The following is a 14,966-nucleotide window of genomic DNA, read 5'->3' on the forward strand; positions in this document are numbered from 1 at the left end:
TCCGCCGCCTGCCGGCGGGACCGTGTTTTCACCTGATTTGGGAGTTCCCATGCACGCAAACACGATCTTGCTCAATGGCCGTTTCCATACGGTCGACAGGACGCAGCCGCTGGCGTCCGCCGTCGCCATCGCCGATGGCAAATTTCTCGCCGTGGGCGACGTTGAAGACGTGATGCGCCATCGCGGTCCGACCACGCAGGTGATCGACCTGGCTGGCCGCACGGTGATTCCTGGCCTGAACGACTCGCACCTGCACCTGATCCGCGGCGGCTTGAACTACAACCTGGAATTGCGCTGGGAAGGCGTGCCTTCGCTGGCCGACGCCTTGCGCATGTTGAAAGAACAGGCGCTGCGCACGCCGAATCCGCAATGGGTGCGCGTGGTGGGCGGCTGGACGGAATTCCAGTTCGCGGAAAAGCGCATGCCCACGCTTGATGAAATCAACGCGGCCGCGCCGGACACGCCCGTCTTCATCCTGCACCTGTATGACCGCGCCCTGCTGAACCGCGCCGCCCTGCGCGCCGTCGGCTACGACAGGAACACGCCGAACCCGCCCGGTGGCGAAATCGTGCGCGACGGGGCCGGCAACCCCACCGGCTTGCTGATCGCCCGCCCGAACGCCATGATCCTGTATGCGACCCTGGCGCAAGGCCCGAAGCTGCCGCTGGAATTGCAGGTGAACTCCACGCGCCAGTTCATGCGCGAACTGAACCGCTTGGGGCTGACCAGCGCCATCGACGCGGGCGGCGGCTTCCAGAATTATCCCGAGGATTACGCCGTCGTCGACGAACTGGCGCAAAAAGAGCAACTGACCATCCGCATCGCCTACAACCTGTTTACGCAAAACAAGGGCGCGGAATTGCAGGACTTCCAGAAGTGGACGGGCATGATCAAGCCGGGCGACGGCACGGACTTTTACCGGCATAACGGCGCCGGCGAAATGCTGGTGTTTTCCGCCGCCGACTTCGAGGATTTCCTCGAACCGCGTCCCGAGCTGGCGGCCGGCATGGAAGACGAGCTGGAAAAGGTCGTGCGCCACCTGGTCGAGCAGCGCTGGCCGTTCCGCCTGCACGCCACCTATGACGAATCGATCAGCCGCATGCTCGACGTGTTTGAAAAGGTCAACCGCGACACGCCGTTCGGCGGCCTGCACTGGCTGTTCGACCACGCGGAAACCATCAGCCCCCGTAATATCGACCGGGTCAGGGCGCTGGGCGGCGGCCTGGCCATCCAGCACCGCATGGCGTTCCAGGGCGAATATTTTGTCGAGCGCTATGGCGCCGATGCAGCCAAGGCCACGCCGCCCGTGCAGCGCATGCTGGACGCGGGCGTGCCAGTGGGCGGCGGCACGGATGCCACGCGGGTGGCCAGCTACAACCCGTGGACGGCGCTGTACTGGCTGGTATCGGGGCGCACCGTGGGCGGCCTGGCCCTGACGGATGCGGCGGGCAGATTGTCGCGCGATACGGCGCTGGAACTGTGGACGGCGGGCAGCGCCTGGTTCTCGAGCGAGCAAGGCAAGAAGGGGCGCATCCGCGAGGGCATGCTGGCCGATTTGAGCGTGCTGTCGGCCGATTACTTCGCCGTGCCGGAAGAAGCGATCAAGTCCATCGAATCCGTGCTGACCATGGTGGGCGGCAAGATCGTCTACGGCCAGGCGGAATTTACCCATCTTGCGCCGCCCTTGATTCCCGTGCTGCCCGAATGGTCGCCCGTGCGCACGGTGCCGGGACACTACCGTCCCGCAGCCAGGCCGGCGCAAGCGCAAACCATGTTGCCGCACCAGTGCGCGGGCGCCTGCGGCGTGCACGCCCACGCCCACGACCGGGCGCGCAAGTCGGCCGTGCCGGTCAGCGATTTTTCCGGTTTCTGGGGCACCTTGGGCTGCAGCTGTTTTGCCTTTTAGCGGCTGGCCAGGCGTTATTTGGAAATGCGCAGGATGGCCGAGGCGAGCCGGGTGAAGCAGGGACTCAGGTCGCTGTCGCTGGCCGCATAGCAGTACAGGCCCACGGGTTCGGCCGGCTTGCGGCAAGTCGCTTTCGCATCGGTGGTATTGGCCAGGCAGCGCAGCAAGTCTTCGCCTAGCTCGTTGTCCGGCCCTTCCTTGGTTTTCAGCGAGGCGCCCATGCCCAGGGTAAAGACGAAAATGCCTTCCTGGCGCGCCTTGGCCGCCATCGCTTCGACCAGGTTGCGCGAGGCGCGGTGCACATTCGTCCATTGCGCCTGCGCCGTCGCGATGGAAGCGGTCACGACGCGGGGCGAGTTGGTGACGATGGGAAACTCGCGCAGCGCCGCGTCGTTGGCGTGGGCGGCGTCATTCGTCGCGTTATACCATGCGGGAAGCGCGGTGATCTGGCTGGCGGCGCAATCGCCGTACTGGAGCGTGTCGCTCACTTTCATCCGGTACAGGCCCGCCAATGCGGGGTTTTGCAGTTTCGGAAAGGTGGCGAGGCCGCCTGCGTCCTTGCATTTGTTGTCCTTGTTGGGAAAGTACGAGGAAAATGCCGCTGGCGAGCCATCGGAGAAAAACACGATGACGCGCAGGCTGGAGCGGTTGACCTGCTCGATGTCGTTCAGCTGTTTGCGCGCCTGGAACATGCCGGCGGAAGAGTTGGTGCCGCCGACAAAGGCGAATTGATCGATCTTTCCACCTTTCATGGTCATGCCGCCGCGGTCGAAGCCGCGCTCGATCTGCCTGATCGGGACGTCGATTTGCGCTTCCGAGGCGAAGTGCAGCAAGCCGACCCGGTCGACCGTGGCGTTGAACTTGTTCAGGAAGGACTTGCCCGCCGCCCGCACGGCGTCCGCATTGTTTTTCAGCGACCCCGACGTATCCATCACCAGCACCATGTCCAGGTCCTTGCGGATGGTTTGCGCGCTGGCGGCCACCTCCAGGGTCTTGAAGCCGAGTACGCCCATCAGCGAGACGGGCAGCGAGGCGCTGGCGGAGACGTCGATGGTGACGGTGCCCTTGTCGAACGTGACGTCGACGGGATGGAGGGTCGGCGTCGACAGCAGGAAGTGGTCCGGATAATTGACGTCAAAAAAATCCCTTGCCGACTGGCGCGCCCTGGTCCGCTGTTCTTCTTCCGAGTTGCCCGCAGTGACGCCGCGCGCCGCCGCCAGGCTGGCCGAGTCGACGGCCGCATTGAGCTTGGCCTTGACGAAGTAGCCGAGGGCCGAATCGATGGCCAGGCCCACGGAGGCGATCAGGACGACGGCCGACAGCGCCACCATGACCAGTACTTGCCCGCCTTGCCGCTGGTGTGGAATGCGCATCAGAATACCGTCATCGAAGTCAGGTTGGGCGCCAGCACGGGCGTCGTGCTGTTGCCAAATTTCAATGTGCCGAACAGCATGTCGAAATTGTAGAAAGTTTCCACGGCGTAAATCAGTTCGCCATCGGCCAGCTGGCTCTGCATCAATGACACCGCAGGGGCGTATTCGTCCTTGGCGATGCCGGTGCACGTGCCATCGCGCCAGCTGCCGCATTGCCACACCTGGCTGGCTGGCAGGTAGCCGCTGGCCTTTGCGCCGGCGTCCCAGCGGTACTGTTCCAGCACGATATTGCGCAAGCCGCTCTGCGCCGTGTAGCCCATGATCTTGGTGATGTAGATCATGCCGCGCCCGTGCATGTCCAGCGGCGGCGTGCTGGCGGCCAGCGCATTCATGATGCCCTGGCTCGAGCCGCTCAGGTCGGACGTGGCGCGCGCGGACAGGTTGGCGCCTTCGCGGCTGATATTGAGCAGGATAGTCTTGGCCTGGATGGCGCGCGACAGGTCAACCAGCATGAACAGCAGCAAGGCCAGCAAGGGCAGCACGATGGCAAATTCGATGGCGGCGATGCCACGCGCGGCGCGGCGCGGAAAACGGGGAGTGGGCGCGCGCATCACAGGCCGCCAAAGCTTTCATTGCGCATGGTGGCCGCCACCACGAAATGCGCCTGGCCGTCGCGAAACAGGGCACGGATCAAAGGCGTGGCAAACGCCCAGCGGCAATCGACGGAAATGACGACGATATCGCCGGCCTGGCCGAACATGGCGGCGCTCACCGCATCGCTGCCGTTGACGGAGATCACGGGGCTGACCTTGTCATACATGCCCATGGAGCTGTCGCGTATCTTTTGCATGACGGCGTGGTAGCGCTGCTGGTTGGCGCTGTCGGGGTCGAGGTCCCTGGCCCCCGTGACGGCATAGCGCGCCCCTTCGCGCACCGCGTGCTGCATGGTCATATTGGCAAAATAAGCCATGCTCAATTCAATGATGCCGATTATCAGCATGAGAAAGACCGGTGTTATCAGGGCCAATTCGAGCAGGGTGGCGCCAGCCTGTCCGCTGTGCTTGCGGAATATGCGGGAATCGGCCTGTTTTAAGCGCATGGGAATAATCCGGTTAAGTTCCGCGATGACGAATGTCGGGCGGATGGCATTGCGCCATTTGACTGGCAATTATTCTATATCGATTTTCAAGGGCGTGTCCGCCATTTAAATTATTACAGGTCAAGATAATCGCAATTAACTGCGTTATTTCAAACGTGCCGGCCCCGTCGCTACAGGGCCGGGAGTAATATGCGCGGGTATGAAAACAGGCCTGGTGTCAGGATTGTCCTGCGTGCAGGCAAGGACTTGTTTTGCAAGGTGATGCAACAAAAATGCTGCAATGTAAGCAACAGCAGCGGTGGCAGCAGCGATGGCGCGCCAGCGGCGCGTCCGCCCTGGCCACGCTGCCCATCCATCGGCACACGCCCGGCATGCGGCGACCGCTGCCGTGGGGCACGCACCGCGTTTGCGCGTGCCGGCCCAACGCCTCTTCCTTCGTGCCCCCATGACTTCTTTCCCCCGTGCGCGGCAGCAGAAGGCGCGCGCGGACGAGGCAGGCAACCCGATTCGGATCAACCACCTTCCCCCGAAGGGAGTGGGCTACAAGTAAAGAGGTAAAGCATGTCAACAAACAATGTCATACGCGTCATGCTGGTGTCGGACCACAAGACCTGGCTGTGGGGCCTGGAGCAGTTGCTCGCCAGCGCCCAGCCCGCGATGCAGGTGGTGGCCAGCTCCACCGAGATCGACAGCGCGCTGCTGCTGGCGCGCACCCTGTGTCCCGACGTCATCGTGCTCGACGCCGATCTTGGCTGTGGCGGCGCCTGCGCCATCGATTATCTGCCGCAGCTGCTGGGCAATGGCGTCTCGCGGGTGCTGCTGTTCAGCGGCACGCAGGACCAGGCCGCCTGCGGGCGGGCCGTGCGCAGCGGCGCGCGCGCCGTGCTGGGCAAGGAAACGTCCGTCAAGCAACTGATCGACGCCATCGCCCGCCTGCATCGAGGCGAATTGTGCCTGGATCCGGCGCTGCTCGACAGCATGCTGGGCGTGCTGAACAAGCCGGAAGCGGCGCCCGACCCGGAAGAGCAGCGGATCGCCAGGCTGACGCTGAAGGAGCGCAAGATCGTGGCCATGATGGTGGAAGGAAATGGCGCGCTGAACCGTGCGATAGCCCAGCGGGCTTTTATCTCGGAGCAAACCTTGCGTAATCATCTGACATCGATCTACAGCAAGCTCGATGTCACCAACCGCCTGGAATTATATGTGTACGCCACCCGCAACCGCCTGGCCGAACCCGTCCATGCGGAATGACAGTACATATGTCCTGATTATAGACAAAAAATTAAGATGGTTTGTACTGGGCATAAAATGACTTTTCTCTGATTCGATTTAATGTTTGTTTATATAAAATACACGCATCAGAAAATGGCAAATAAAAACAAGGATAATGTTTTTATTTTCAGACTGTATTTTCAGTTTTTATCATGTTTAAAACTTGACCTGAAAGGGAATAATATGAATTTCATTAAAAACTTTATCGCCGAAGAAGATGGCGTGACTGCCATCGAATATGCGCTGATCGCTGCGCTGGTGGCTGCGGCGCTGGTCACGGCCGTCGGCTATTTCACCACCGGCCTCGATGGCGCCTTCAAGGCGATCGGCACCAAGCTGACGGGCGCGGCGATCTAAGGCGCCTGCCCACCGCGCTGCACCCCGGCAGGCCGGCTGCCCTTGCGCACCGGCCTGTCGACTTCCCGCCCAACGATGCGCATGCCGTCATGCCATCGGCTTGCATCAGGTACACGATGGACCCTCATTCTTTCTGGACGTTCAGCCCCGCCATGGTCTTGTGGGGGCTGCTTGCCGCGGCTGTCTGGCATGACGTGCGCCGCCGGCGCATTCCCAACCGGCTGGTGTTTTCCGGCGCCTTGCTTGGCGTGCTGCTCAACAGCCTGGCGCTGCCCGGGGTGACGCCGGCCGGGCCGTGGCTGGCGCTGGGCGGCCTGGCCGTCGGCCTGGGCTTGCTGCTGCCCATGTATGCGATGAAGGCGCTGGGCGCGGGCGACGTCAAGCTGATGGCGATGGTGGGGGCTTTTCTCGGTCCCGGTCCCGCCGTGTTTGCCGTGCTGTGCAGCCTGCTCGCTGGCGGCGTGCTGGCGCTGGCCGTCGCCCTGTGCCAGGGCACGCTGCGCCAGGCGCTGGCGAATGCCCGGCAATTGCTGCTGCAAGGCTGGCTGCGCGCCGCGGCAGGCGAAATGCCGCGGGTCGATGCGCCCGCCGTGCCGGGCGGCAAACTGCCGTACGCGATCGCCATTGCCGCCGGCACCGCCATCTGGCTGGCCCTGGCGGCCGGCGGCCATGCATGATGTGCGCGTCCGGAAACCCAAGTTTTACCAAGAGGAAAAATCATGAGAAATAGCCGCGTTGCGATCGTGCTGCTGCTGGCGCTGCTGATGGCGGGGGGCGCCGTGCTGGCGGCGGCGCGCTGGATGTCAGGACAAGGCGCGCCGGCCAGCCAGACGGTGATGGTTGCGCTGGTCGATATCGGCGTGGGCGCGAAGGTGACACCGGCCATGCTGCGCGGCATGGACTGGCCGGCGGGCGCCATGCCGCCGGGGGCGTTTGGCGAGGCCGGCGCGCTGGACGGGCGCATCACGCGCACGGCCGTCAGCAGGGGCGAGCCTGTGCTGGAAAGCAAGCTCGCGCCGCCCGGCGCCACCGGCGGCCTGTCGGCCATCGTGGCTGCCGGCAAGCGCGCCATGACCGTGCGCGTCAATGACGTGGTGGGCGTGGCCGGCTTCGCCCTGCCGGGCAATTTCGTCGACATTCTCGTGCATACGCAGGATGACCGGGCCAGGCCGGCGGGCGGCGGGCCGCTGGCCATTTCCAAGATCGTGCTGGAACGCATCCTGGTGCTGGCAGTGGCGCAAGAGTCCGGCCGCGATGACAACAAGCCCAAGGTGGTCAATGCCGTGACCCTAGAGCTGACGCCGGAGCAGGTGGAGAAGCTGGACCTGGCGCGCAGCGTGGGCAGCTTGTCGCTGGTGCTGCGCAACCAGGTCGATCCGGCGCCCGTCACCACGGGCGGCGCCACCAAGGAGTCGCTGCTGGAACTGAAGGCGCCGGCGGCCGCGCCGGTGCGCGCGGCGCGGCGCCAGGCGGCCCCGGCACGCGCTCCCGCGCGCGACAGCGTCACCGTCATCAAGGGCATGGATACGAGCGTCCAGCAATTTTAAAAATCAGCAGGCAAGCAAGGATGATCGATGAACAAATTTCGTAAGCACGCCGCGGGTGCGGGCATGCGCCTGGCCCTGATGCTGGGCAGCGCGGCGGCAGGCATGGCCTGGCCGGTCAGCGCCAGCGCGGCGGCGCCGGCCAGGCAGGCCGTCATGTCGCCCGTCGCGGCGCCAGCCATGTCGCTGGGTGCCGATATCGCCCGCCTGGGCGCGCCCGTGCGCATCGCCGTGGGCAAGTCTACCTTGCGCAACCTGAGCCTGCCTGTGTCGCAGATCGCCGTCAACGATCCCCGGGTGGCCGGCGCCAGGATGCTGGGCACGTCCAGCCAGCTGTTCGTCTGGGGCCTGGCGCCGGGCAGCACCAACCTGATCCTGTGGGACCGGCAGCAGCGCCCCGTGATCGTTGATATTGAAGTCGAGGTCGATGTCGAAGGCTTGCAGGCGCAGCTGGCCTATGTCTTCCCCGGCGAGCGCGCCGTCAAGGCCGGCGCGGCCGGCGGCAGCATCGTGCTGTCGGGGCAGGTGAGCGACAGCGTCAAGGCCAGCCAGATCCTGGAGATGGCGCAGGCCTATGCGCAGCGCGGCGCCGGCGAAGCGGCTGCGCCGGCCGACGGCGCGGCCAGTGCGGCCGGCAGCGTCAAGGTCATCAATATGCTGTCGATCGCGGCGCCGCAACAGGTCATGCTGGAAGTGAAAATCGCCGAAGTATCGAAGACCCTGGTCGACCAGCTGGGCGCCAGCGTGGGCATCAGCGGCACGCGCGGCAACTGGACGTATGGTCTGCTGTCGAACCTGCTCAGCGGCAACCCCAGCCAGCTGGGCGCCGTGCATGGCAAGAATGGCAACGGGCTGACGCTCGATGCGCAAAAGCGCGACGGCCTGGTCAAGGTGCTGGCCGAACCGAACATCATGGCCATCAGTGGCCAGGAAGCCAGTTTCCTGGCGGGCGGCAAGATTTTCATTCCGGTCGCGCAAGACAGCACCACCAACAAGATCACGCTGGAAGAAAAGGAATTCGGCATTGCCGTCAAGTTCACGCCCACCGTGCTGGAGGGCGGACGCATCAACCTGAAGGTGGCGCCGGAAGTGTCGGAGCTGAACCGCGAAGGCATCGGCATCACCACCGGGGGTGGCGCTACCGCCAATGCCGTGTTGCCGGCATTTACCACGCGGCGCACCACCACCACGGTGCAGCTGTTCGATGGCCAGAGTTTTGCCGTGGGTGGTTTGATCAAGAACAATGTGACGACCAATATCAAGGCCTTGCCCTTCCTGGGCGAGATTCCCGTGCTGGGCGCGCTGTTCCGCAGCAGCGATTTCCAGACCGACCGCACGGAACTGGTGTTCATCATCACGCCGCATTTGGTCAAGCCGCTCGACGGCACGCTTGACGGCGATATCGTCTTGCCGACCGACGCCTATGTGGCGCCCAGCCGCGGCGAGTTCTTCTTGCAAGGAAAAATGGAAGGCGCTGGCGCGCCACGGCCACGGCAGGAAGCGGCCACGCAGACACCGCCAGCCAGTCCGGACACTCAATAGGAGCACAGCATGCAGCATTCCCTTTTCCTCTCTGTGCTGCTGGCCGCCCTGGCCGCCAGCGGCTGCGCCGCCACGCCGAACCTGGACCGCCAGTTCGGCCACAGCGTCGAGCAACTGCGCCTGCGGCAAGTGCTATCGCCGCAGGCGGGCGCGAACCGCGACCCCGTGGCCGGCATGGATGGCAAGGCCGCCCAGGCCGCCTACGCGGCGTACCAGAAAAGCTTTGCCGCGCCCGCACCGCAAGGGGCCGCCTTCACCATCGGCGTCGGGGCGCGCCAGTGAGCCTGGCATCGTCACCACAGAACCAGCAAGGCATATCGTGAAAATCGCCATCCATTCCACTGATCAAAAAACGCTGTCCGAACTGGGCCTGCTGCTGCGCAGCCGCAACCGGCTCGACGAGATCAACGCGGGCGGTGAAACGCTGGAACCGCTGCAGGCGGCGCAATCGCTGCCCGACGTGCTGATCTTCGACCGCCCGTCGAACGACGGCGCCGACCTGGCCGCCATCGAGCGCCTCAGCAACCAGCATCCGCGCATGGCCTTCATCGTGCTGTGCCACCAGCAGGCGCCTGAATTCCTACTGCAGGCCATGCGTGCAGGCGTGCGCGACGTGCTGCCGTTTCCCGCCGCGCCGGCCAGCCTGTATGCGGCGCTCGAACGCATCGAGGAAAAGCTGGAGCGGCGCGAGCATGGCAACGGCAAGGTGCTGGCCTTCATCTCCTGCAAGGGCGGCAGCGGCGCCACCTTCATCGCCAGCAACCTCGGTTATGCGCTGGCCGCCGGCGGCCAGCAGCGCGTTGCCCTGATCGACATGAACCTGCATTTCGGCGACGCCTCGCTCTTCGTGTCCGAGAACAAGCCGCTGGCCACGCTGTCCGACGTCACGCGCGACATCCACCGGCTCGACGCCTCGTTCCTGGCATCGAGCATGCTGCACATCACGCCCAACTACAGCGTGCTGGCCGCGCCCGAGGATCCGGCCCACGCCAGCGAAGTGGCACCCGAACACATCGACGCCATCATCCGGCAAGCCAGGCGCCAGTACGATTTCATCGTGCTCGACGTGGGCCGCAATCTCGACGCCGTCAGCGTGCGCGCGCTGGACCACGCCGACATGATCTTTCCCGTCCTGCAGGCGACCTTGCCCTACATCCGCGATGGCAAGCGCCTGCTGGGCATGTTCCGCTCGCTCGAATACGCGAAGGAGAAGGTGCACATCATCGTCAACCGCCACGATAAGGGCGGCGAAATCCGCCTGCGCGACCTGGAAGCGGCGTACGGCACGGCGGTCTACCGCACCGTGCCGAATCACTACGCCTCGGCGGCCGCCTCGGTCAACCAGGGCGTGCCTATCCTGCAGCTCGACAAGGCCAGCCCGATCACCCGCTCGCTGCAGGAGTTCGCCGCCAGCCTGGCCGGCGGCGCGGCCAGCACGGCGCGCCAGGGCTGGCTCGGCCGCGTCCTGCGGCGCGCCTGATCCACGCGCTGATCCCCATCCCAGAACAGGAGCATTTCATGGCTAGTTCCCCCATCGCCGCCTTGTCCATCCGCGAACGGCTCGGCAGCGCCAAGATCGCCGCGCTCGCGCCGCTACGCATGGCCACCATCGACAACCACGGCTACCGCGACCTCAAGCTGCGCATCCATGGGCTGCTGCTCGAACGGGTCGACCTGGAAAGCATGCAGCGCCTGTCGCAGGAGCGCATCCGCGAAGAATTGCGCGGCCTGGTCGAGCGCTTGCTGGAGGAAGAGGCGGTGGTCATCAACGACGCCGAGCGCAAGAGCCTGACGCGCGACATCCAGCACGAGATGCTGGGCTTCGGGCCGCTCGAAACGCTGCTCTCGGATGCCAGCGTGTCGGACATCCTGGTCAACGGCCACAAGCAGGTGTATGTGGAGCGCGGCGGCCGCCTGGAGCTGACCGACGTCAGCTTCGACGATGACGCCCACCTGATGAAGATCATCGACAAGATCGTCTCGCGCGTGGGACGGCGCATCGACGAATCGAGCCCCATGGTCGATGCGCGCCTGCCCGACGGTTCGCGCGTCAACGCCATCATCCCGCCGCTGGCCATCGACGGCCCCGTGATGTCGATCCGGCGCTTCTCCGTCGATCCGCTGCGCCTGGCCGACCTGGTCGCCTACCACAGCATGACGGCCGAGATGGCCGAAGTGCTGCAGGGCCTGGGCAAGGCGAAGATGAATATCCTCATTTCCGGCGGCACGGGCAGCGGCAAGACCACCATGCTCAACGTGATTTCCGGCTTTATCGGCCAGACGGAACGCATCGTCACGGTGGAAGACGCGGCCGAGCTGCAATTGCAGCAGCCGCACGTGGTACGGCTGGAAACGCGGCCCGCGAATATCGAAGGCAAGGGCGAAGTGACGCAGCGGGCGCTGGTGCGCAACGCGCTGCGCATGCGCCCCGACCGCATCATCCTGGGCGAGGTGCGCGGCGCCGAGGCGCTCGACATGCTGGGCGCGATGAACACGGGCCATGAAGGCTCGATGGCCACCATCCACGCCAATACGCCGCGCGACGCCATCACGCGGCTGGAAAACATGATCAGCATGGCGGCCGCCAACCTGCCCAGCAAGGCCATCCGGCAGCAGATCAGCTCGGCCGTGTCGGTGGTGGTGCAAGTGTCGCGCCTGATCGACGGCAAGCGCAAGGTCACGTCGATCCAGGAAATCACGGGCATGGAAGGGGAGGTCATCACGATGCAGGAAATCTTCAGTTTCCGGCAGACGGGCGTGGCCGAGGGCGGCGCGGTGGTCGGGCATTTCTCGGCCAGCGGCATCCGCCCGCGCTTCCTCGATCGCCTGAACAGCTTTGGCATCGGCGTGTCGGCCGCCCTGTTCGAACCCACTGCGGCGGGGCGCTGATCCATCATGCTTCCCTATCTGGTCTATCTGTTCCTCTTCCTGGCCGTGCTGCTGCTGGTGGCTGGCGCCTGGCTGGCGTGGCAAGCGGCGCGGGGGGCGGGCGCGGCGCGGGTGGCGCGGCGCCTGCAGGGCATGTACACGGCTAGCGATGGCGAACAGGCGCTGTCGATCACCAAGCAGCGCCCGCTGAGCGCCCATCCCTTCCTGCACGGCGTGCTGGAAGGCTTGCCCGGCGCGCGGCGCCTCGATCAGCTGCTGCTGCAGGCGGGCATGCGCTGGTTCGTGGCCACTTTTCTGGGCTATTGCGCGCTTGGCGGGATGGCCGGCATGCTGCTGGCCGGTGCGCTGCCGCTGCCATGGTATGTGCGCCTGGGGCTGGGCGCGGGCGGCGCCGCGCTGCCGTATCTGCTGGTGCGCCGCGCCAGGAGCAAGCGGCTGGTGCGCATCGAGCAGCAACTGCCGGACGCGCTCGACCTGATGAGCCGCGCCATGCGCGCCGGCCACGCCTTTCCCACCGCGCTGAAAATGGTGGGCGAGGAAATGACGGGACCGCTGGCCGACGAGTTCCGCGCCGTGTTCGACGAAGTCAGTTTCGGCGTCGCGATGGCCGATGCGCTGGGCAACCTGGCCGCGCGCGTGCCCAGCACGGACTTGCGCTATTTCGTCATCGCCGTGCTGATCCAGCGCGAAACGGGCGGCAACCTGACTGAATTGCTGAGTAGCATCAGCGCCATCATCCGCGACCGCCTGAAATTGCTGGGCCAGGTGCGCGTGCTGTCGGCCGAAGGGCGCATGTCGGCCTGGGTCCTGGGCTTGCTGCCGTTCGGCGCGGCGCTGATGATGCATTTGATGAATCCGCAGTTTATTGCCGTGCTGTACACGGATGGGGGCGGGCGCAAGATGGTCGGCGTATCGCTGGGCTTGCTGATGCTGGGCGTGATCTGCATCAGAAAAATTATCAATATCCGGGTATAAGATGAAGATGAAAGAAAAGACACGATGGGCACGATGAGTGCGGCGCAGCTGGCTTTGCTGGGCCTGCTGTTCCTGATTGTCTTCGCGCTGGCCTTGCTGGCGTTGCGCCTGCTCACTGGCAGTGCCGTGCAGGAGCGGCTGCAGGCGCTGGGCGATGCGGGTGCCGCCGGCGATAGCGGGCGCCATGCCAGGCGGCGCTGGCTGGTGCACGCCGTCAGCCTGACGCGTCCGCTGGCCAGGCTGTCGCTGCCGGACGAAGGCTGGGAAAGTTCGCCCATCCGCAGCCGCTTCGTCCATGCCGGCTGGCGCAGCCAGGCCGCGCCCGCGCTGTTTTACGCGGCCAAGACAGGCTTGTTCGTGGGCTTGCCGCTGCTCGTGTATTTTCTGCTGCGCCAGGGCGGGCACAATATGCTGTTGTGGCTGGTCGCGGCGGCCGCCCTCGGCTATTACCTGCCGAATGTCTGGCTGTCGCACTGCCTGAAACAGCGTCAGCGCGAAGTGTTCGAGACCTTTCCCGATGCGCTGGACCTGATGACGGTGTGTGTCGAAGCGGGGCTGGCGATGGATGCGGCGCTGGCGCGCGTGGCGCAGGAAATCGGCCTGAAAAGCGCCGTCCTGGCCGAAGAGCTGCAACTGGTGACCTTGGAGTTGCGCGCCGGCAGCGCCAAGGACAAGGCCTTGCGCAATCTGGCCCTGCGCACGGGAGTGGACGATGTGGACGCGCTGGTGACCCTGCTGATCCAGGCCGAGCGCTTCGGCACGAGCATCGCCGCGTCGCTGCGCGTGCAATCCGACCAGCTGCGCACCAAGCGGCGCCAGCGGGCCGAGGAAACGGCGGCCAGGATCGCCCTCAAGCTGCTGTTTCCGCTGATCTTTTTCATCTTCCCATCGCTGATGGTCGTGCTGATGGGGCCGGCGTTCCTGCAGATTTACCGCGTGCTGCTGCCGGCCATGCGGGGCAGCTGAGGACTGGCCGGGCCGAAAAAAAAGCTGCCGGAGTCGCCTCCGGCAGCTTTTGTTACATCAGCCTGGGCTTGGCAATCAGGCGAATGGCGTCAAGAGGGTGATCATCTGGCCAAAGATCTTCGGGCTGGCGGCGATGACGTCGCCCTTGTACAGGTAGTCCGATTCGCCGGAAAATTCACCGACGATGCCGCCCGATTCCGTGATCATCAGGGCGCCGGCGGCGATATCCCAAGGCTTCAAGCCTTTTTCATAGAAGCCGTCCAGGCGGCCGCAAGCGACGTAGGCCAGGTCCAGCGCGGCCGAGCCGGCGCGGCGTACGCCCTGGCTGCGTTCGCCCATGATCGCGTACATCTTCAGGTATTCGTCCAGCGCGCGGGCGCTGCCGGCCACGTAGCCGGTGCCCAGCAGGGCGTTCGAGATGCGGTCCAGCTTGGTGACGCGGATGCGTTTTTCGTTCAGGTAGGCGCCGGCGCCCTTGGTGGCCGTGAACAGGTCGTTGCGTACAGGGTCGTAGATGACGGCTTGCGTGACGACGCCGCGATGCGCGAGGGCGATCGAGATGCAGTATTGGGGGAAGCCGTGGATAAAGTTGGTGGTGCCGTCCAGCGGATCGATGATCCACTGATATTCATTCTCGTCGTGCGAGTTGGCGGAAGCTCCCGATTCCTCAGCCAGGAACGCGTGGTCCGGGTAGGCTTTGGACAGCACCTCGATGATGGCTTGTTCGGCCGCCTGGTCGACGTCGGTGACGAAATCGTTATGTTGTTTTTCCGTGACGACGACGCGGTCGAGGTCAAAAGAGGCGCGATTGATGACGGCGGCGCCGCGGCGGGCGGCTTTGATCGCCGTGTTGAGCATTGGGTGCATGTGAGCTTCCGTTAAAAGCACGCGACCGCCCAGCGTCGCCTTTCGGCGCCGGTACGATAGAGTGCAAGAATGAATTAAAGAGCGGAGCGGTGCCGAAGTGGTTAAAATCCCGGCCTGGAGTCAGCGTTTTGTGACTCCGTTTCCCGAAATTTCCTGTATCGATACCGCGCAATAGC

Annotated in this window: 15 protein-coding genes; 11 read left to right on the forward strand and 4 right to left on the reverse strand. The window is 64.8% G+C overall.

Features of this window, described 5'->3' with window-relative positions:
* Window positions 1–49 precede the first annotated feature (49 nt).
* Complete coding sequence (locus tag LSO07_RS10055) at window positions 50–1,906, forward strand: amidohydrolase (RefSeq protein ID WP_151093663.1); 1,857 nt, start codon at window positions 50–52, stop codon at window positions 1,904–1,906.
* Window positions 1,907–1,920: 14 nt separating this feature from the next.
* Here LSO07_RS10055 and LSO07_RS10060 read toward each other — a convergent pair whose 3' ends face one another.
* The 3 genes from LSO07_RS10060 to LSO07_RS10070 are packed head-to-tail and all read right to left on the reverse strand — an operon-like array spanning window position 1,921 to window position 4,378.
* Window positions 1,921–3,279, reverse strand: coding sequence for a vWA domain-containing protein (locus LSO07_RS10060; RefSeq protein WP_151093665.1), 1,359 nt, complete (start codon window positions 3,277–3,279; stop codon window positions 1,921–1,923).
* Window positions 3,279–3,890, reverse strand: a complete 612-nt coding sequence (locus LSO07_RS10065) for a TadE/TadG family type IV pilus assembly protein (RefSeq protein WP_151093667.1) — start codon at window positions 3,888–3,890, stop codon at window positions 3,279–3,281. Before LSO07_RS10065 ends, LSO07_RS10060 begins: the two co-directional genes overlap by 1 nt.
* A complete protein-coding gene (locus tag LSO07_RS10070) occupies window positions 3,890–4,378 on the reverse strand; it encodes a TadE/TadG family type IV pilus assembly protein (protein ID WP_151093669.1) in 489 nt (162 codons plus the stop codon). Before LSO07_RS10070 ends, LSO07_RS10065 begins: the two co-directional genes overlap by 1 nt.
* Window positions 4,379–4,939: 561 nt before the next feature.
* On the opposite strand from LSO07_RS10070, the gene LSO07_RS10075 reads away from it, so the two are divergent.
* From LSO07_RS10075 to LSO07_RS10120, 10 genes are all read left to right on the forward strand, one after another.
* On the forward strand, window positions 4,940–5,629 hold the full coding sequence (locus tag LSO07_RS10075) for a LuxR C-terminal-related transcriptional regulator (RefSeq protein WP_225317236.1): 690 nt from the start codon (window positions 4,940–4,942) through the stop codon (window positions 5,627–5,629).
* A gap of 204 nt (window positions 5,630–5,833) precedes the next feature.
* The gene (locus LSO07_RS10080) at window positions 5,834–6,007 is read left to right on the forward strand and encodes a Flp family type IVb pilin (protein WP_071650303.1); all 174 of its coding nucleotides are present in this window, start codon (window positions 5,834–5,836) and stop codon (window positions 6,005–6,007) included.
* 116 nt (window positions 6,008–6,123) lie between these two features.
* Window positions 6,124–6,684 carry an A24 family peptidase gene (locus tag LSO07_RS10085; protein ID WP_151093671.1) on the forward strand — a complete coding sequence of 187 codons (561 nt, stop codon included), beginning with the start codon at window positions 6,124–6,126 and terminating at the stop codon, window positions 6,682–6,684.
* Between the two features lie 42 nt (window positions 6,685–6,726).
* Window positions 6,727–7,554 carry a Flp pilus assembly protein CpaB gene (cpaB, locus tag LSO07_RS10090; protein WP_151093673.1) on the forward strand — a complete coding sequence of 276 codons (828 nt, stop codon included), beginning with the start codon at window positions 6,727–6,729 and terminating at the stop codon, window positions 7,552–7,554.
* Between the two features lie 27 nt (window positions 7,555–7,581).
* Window positions 7,582–9,093 (forward strand): type II and III secretion system protein family protein, encoded by a 1,512-nt coding sequence (locus tag LSO07_RS10095; RefSeq protein ID WP_151093675.1) that lies wholly within the window; start codon window positions 7,582–7,584, stop codon window positions 9,091–9,093.
* A 9-nt stretch (window positions 9,094–9,102) separates the two neighbouring features.
* On the forward strand, window positions 9,103–9,375 hold the full coding sequence (locus LSO07_RS10100) for a pilus assembly protein (RefSeq protein WP_151093677.1): 273 nt from the start codon (window positions 9,103–9,105) through the stop codon (window positions 9,373–9,375).
* A 37-nt stretch (window positions 9,376–9,412) separates the two neighbouring features.
* Entirely contained in the window at window positions 9,413–10,573 is a 1,161-nt protein-coding gene (locus LSO07_RS10105; protein WP_151093679.1) for an AAA family ATPase, read from the forward strand.
* Between the two features lie 62 nt (window positions 10,574–10,635).
* The gene (locus LSO07_RS10110; RefSeq protein ID WP_404811486.1) at window positions 10,636–11,982 is read left to right on the forward strand and encodes a CpaF family protein; all 1,347 of its coding nucleotides are present in this window, start codon (window positions 10,636–10,638) and stop codon (window positions 11,980–11,982) included.
* Window positions 11,983–11,988: 6 nt separating this feature from the next.
* Window positions 11,989–12,957 carry a type II secretion system F family protein gene (locus LSO07_RS10115; RefSeq protein WP_151093683.1) on the forward strand — a complete coding sequence of 323 codons (969 nt, stop codon included), beginning with the start codon at window positions 11,989–11,991 and terminating at the stop codon, window positions 12,955–12,957.
* A gap of 24 nt (window positions 12,958–12,981) precedes the next feature.
* Window positions 12,982–13,923, forward strand: a complete 942-nt coding sequence (locus LSO07_RS10120) for a type II secretion system F family protein (protein ID WP_225317237.1) — start codon at window positions 12,982–12,984, stop codon at window positions 13,921–13,923.
* Window positions 13,924–13,998: 75 nt separating this feature from the next.
* Here LSO07_RS10120 and LSO07_RS10125 read toward each other — a convergent pair whose 3' ends face one another.
* Window positions 13,999–14,781, reverse strand: coding sequence for an inositol monophosphatase family protein (locus tag LSO07_RS10125; RefSeq protein ID WP_034758799.1), 783 nt, complete (start codon window positions 14,779–14,781; stop codon window positions 13,999–14,001).
* Between the last annotated feature and the right edge of the window lie 185 nt (window positions 14,782–14,966).

It is taken from the genome of Janthinobacterium sp. PLB04 (assembly GCF_021165895.1).
GTDB lineage: Bacteria > Pseudomonadota > Gammaproteobacteria > Burkholderiales > Burkholderiaceae_D > Janthinobacterium > Janthinobacterium lividum.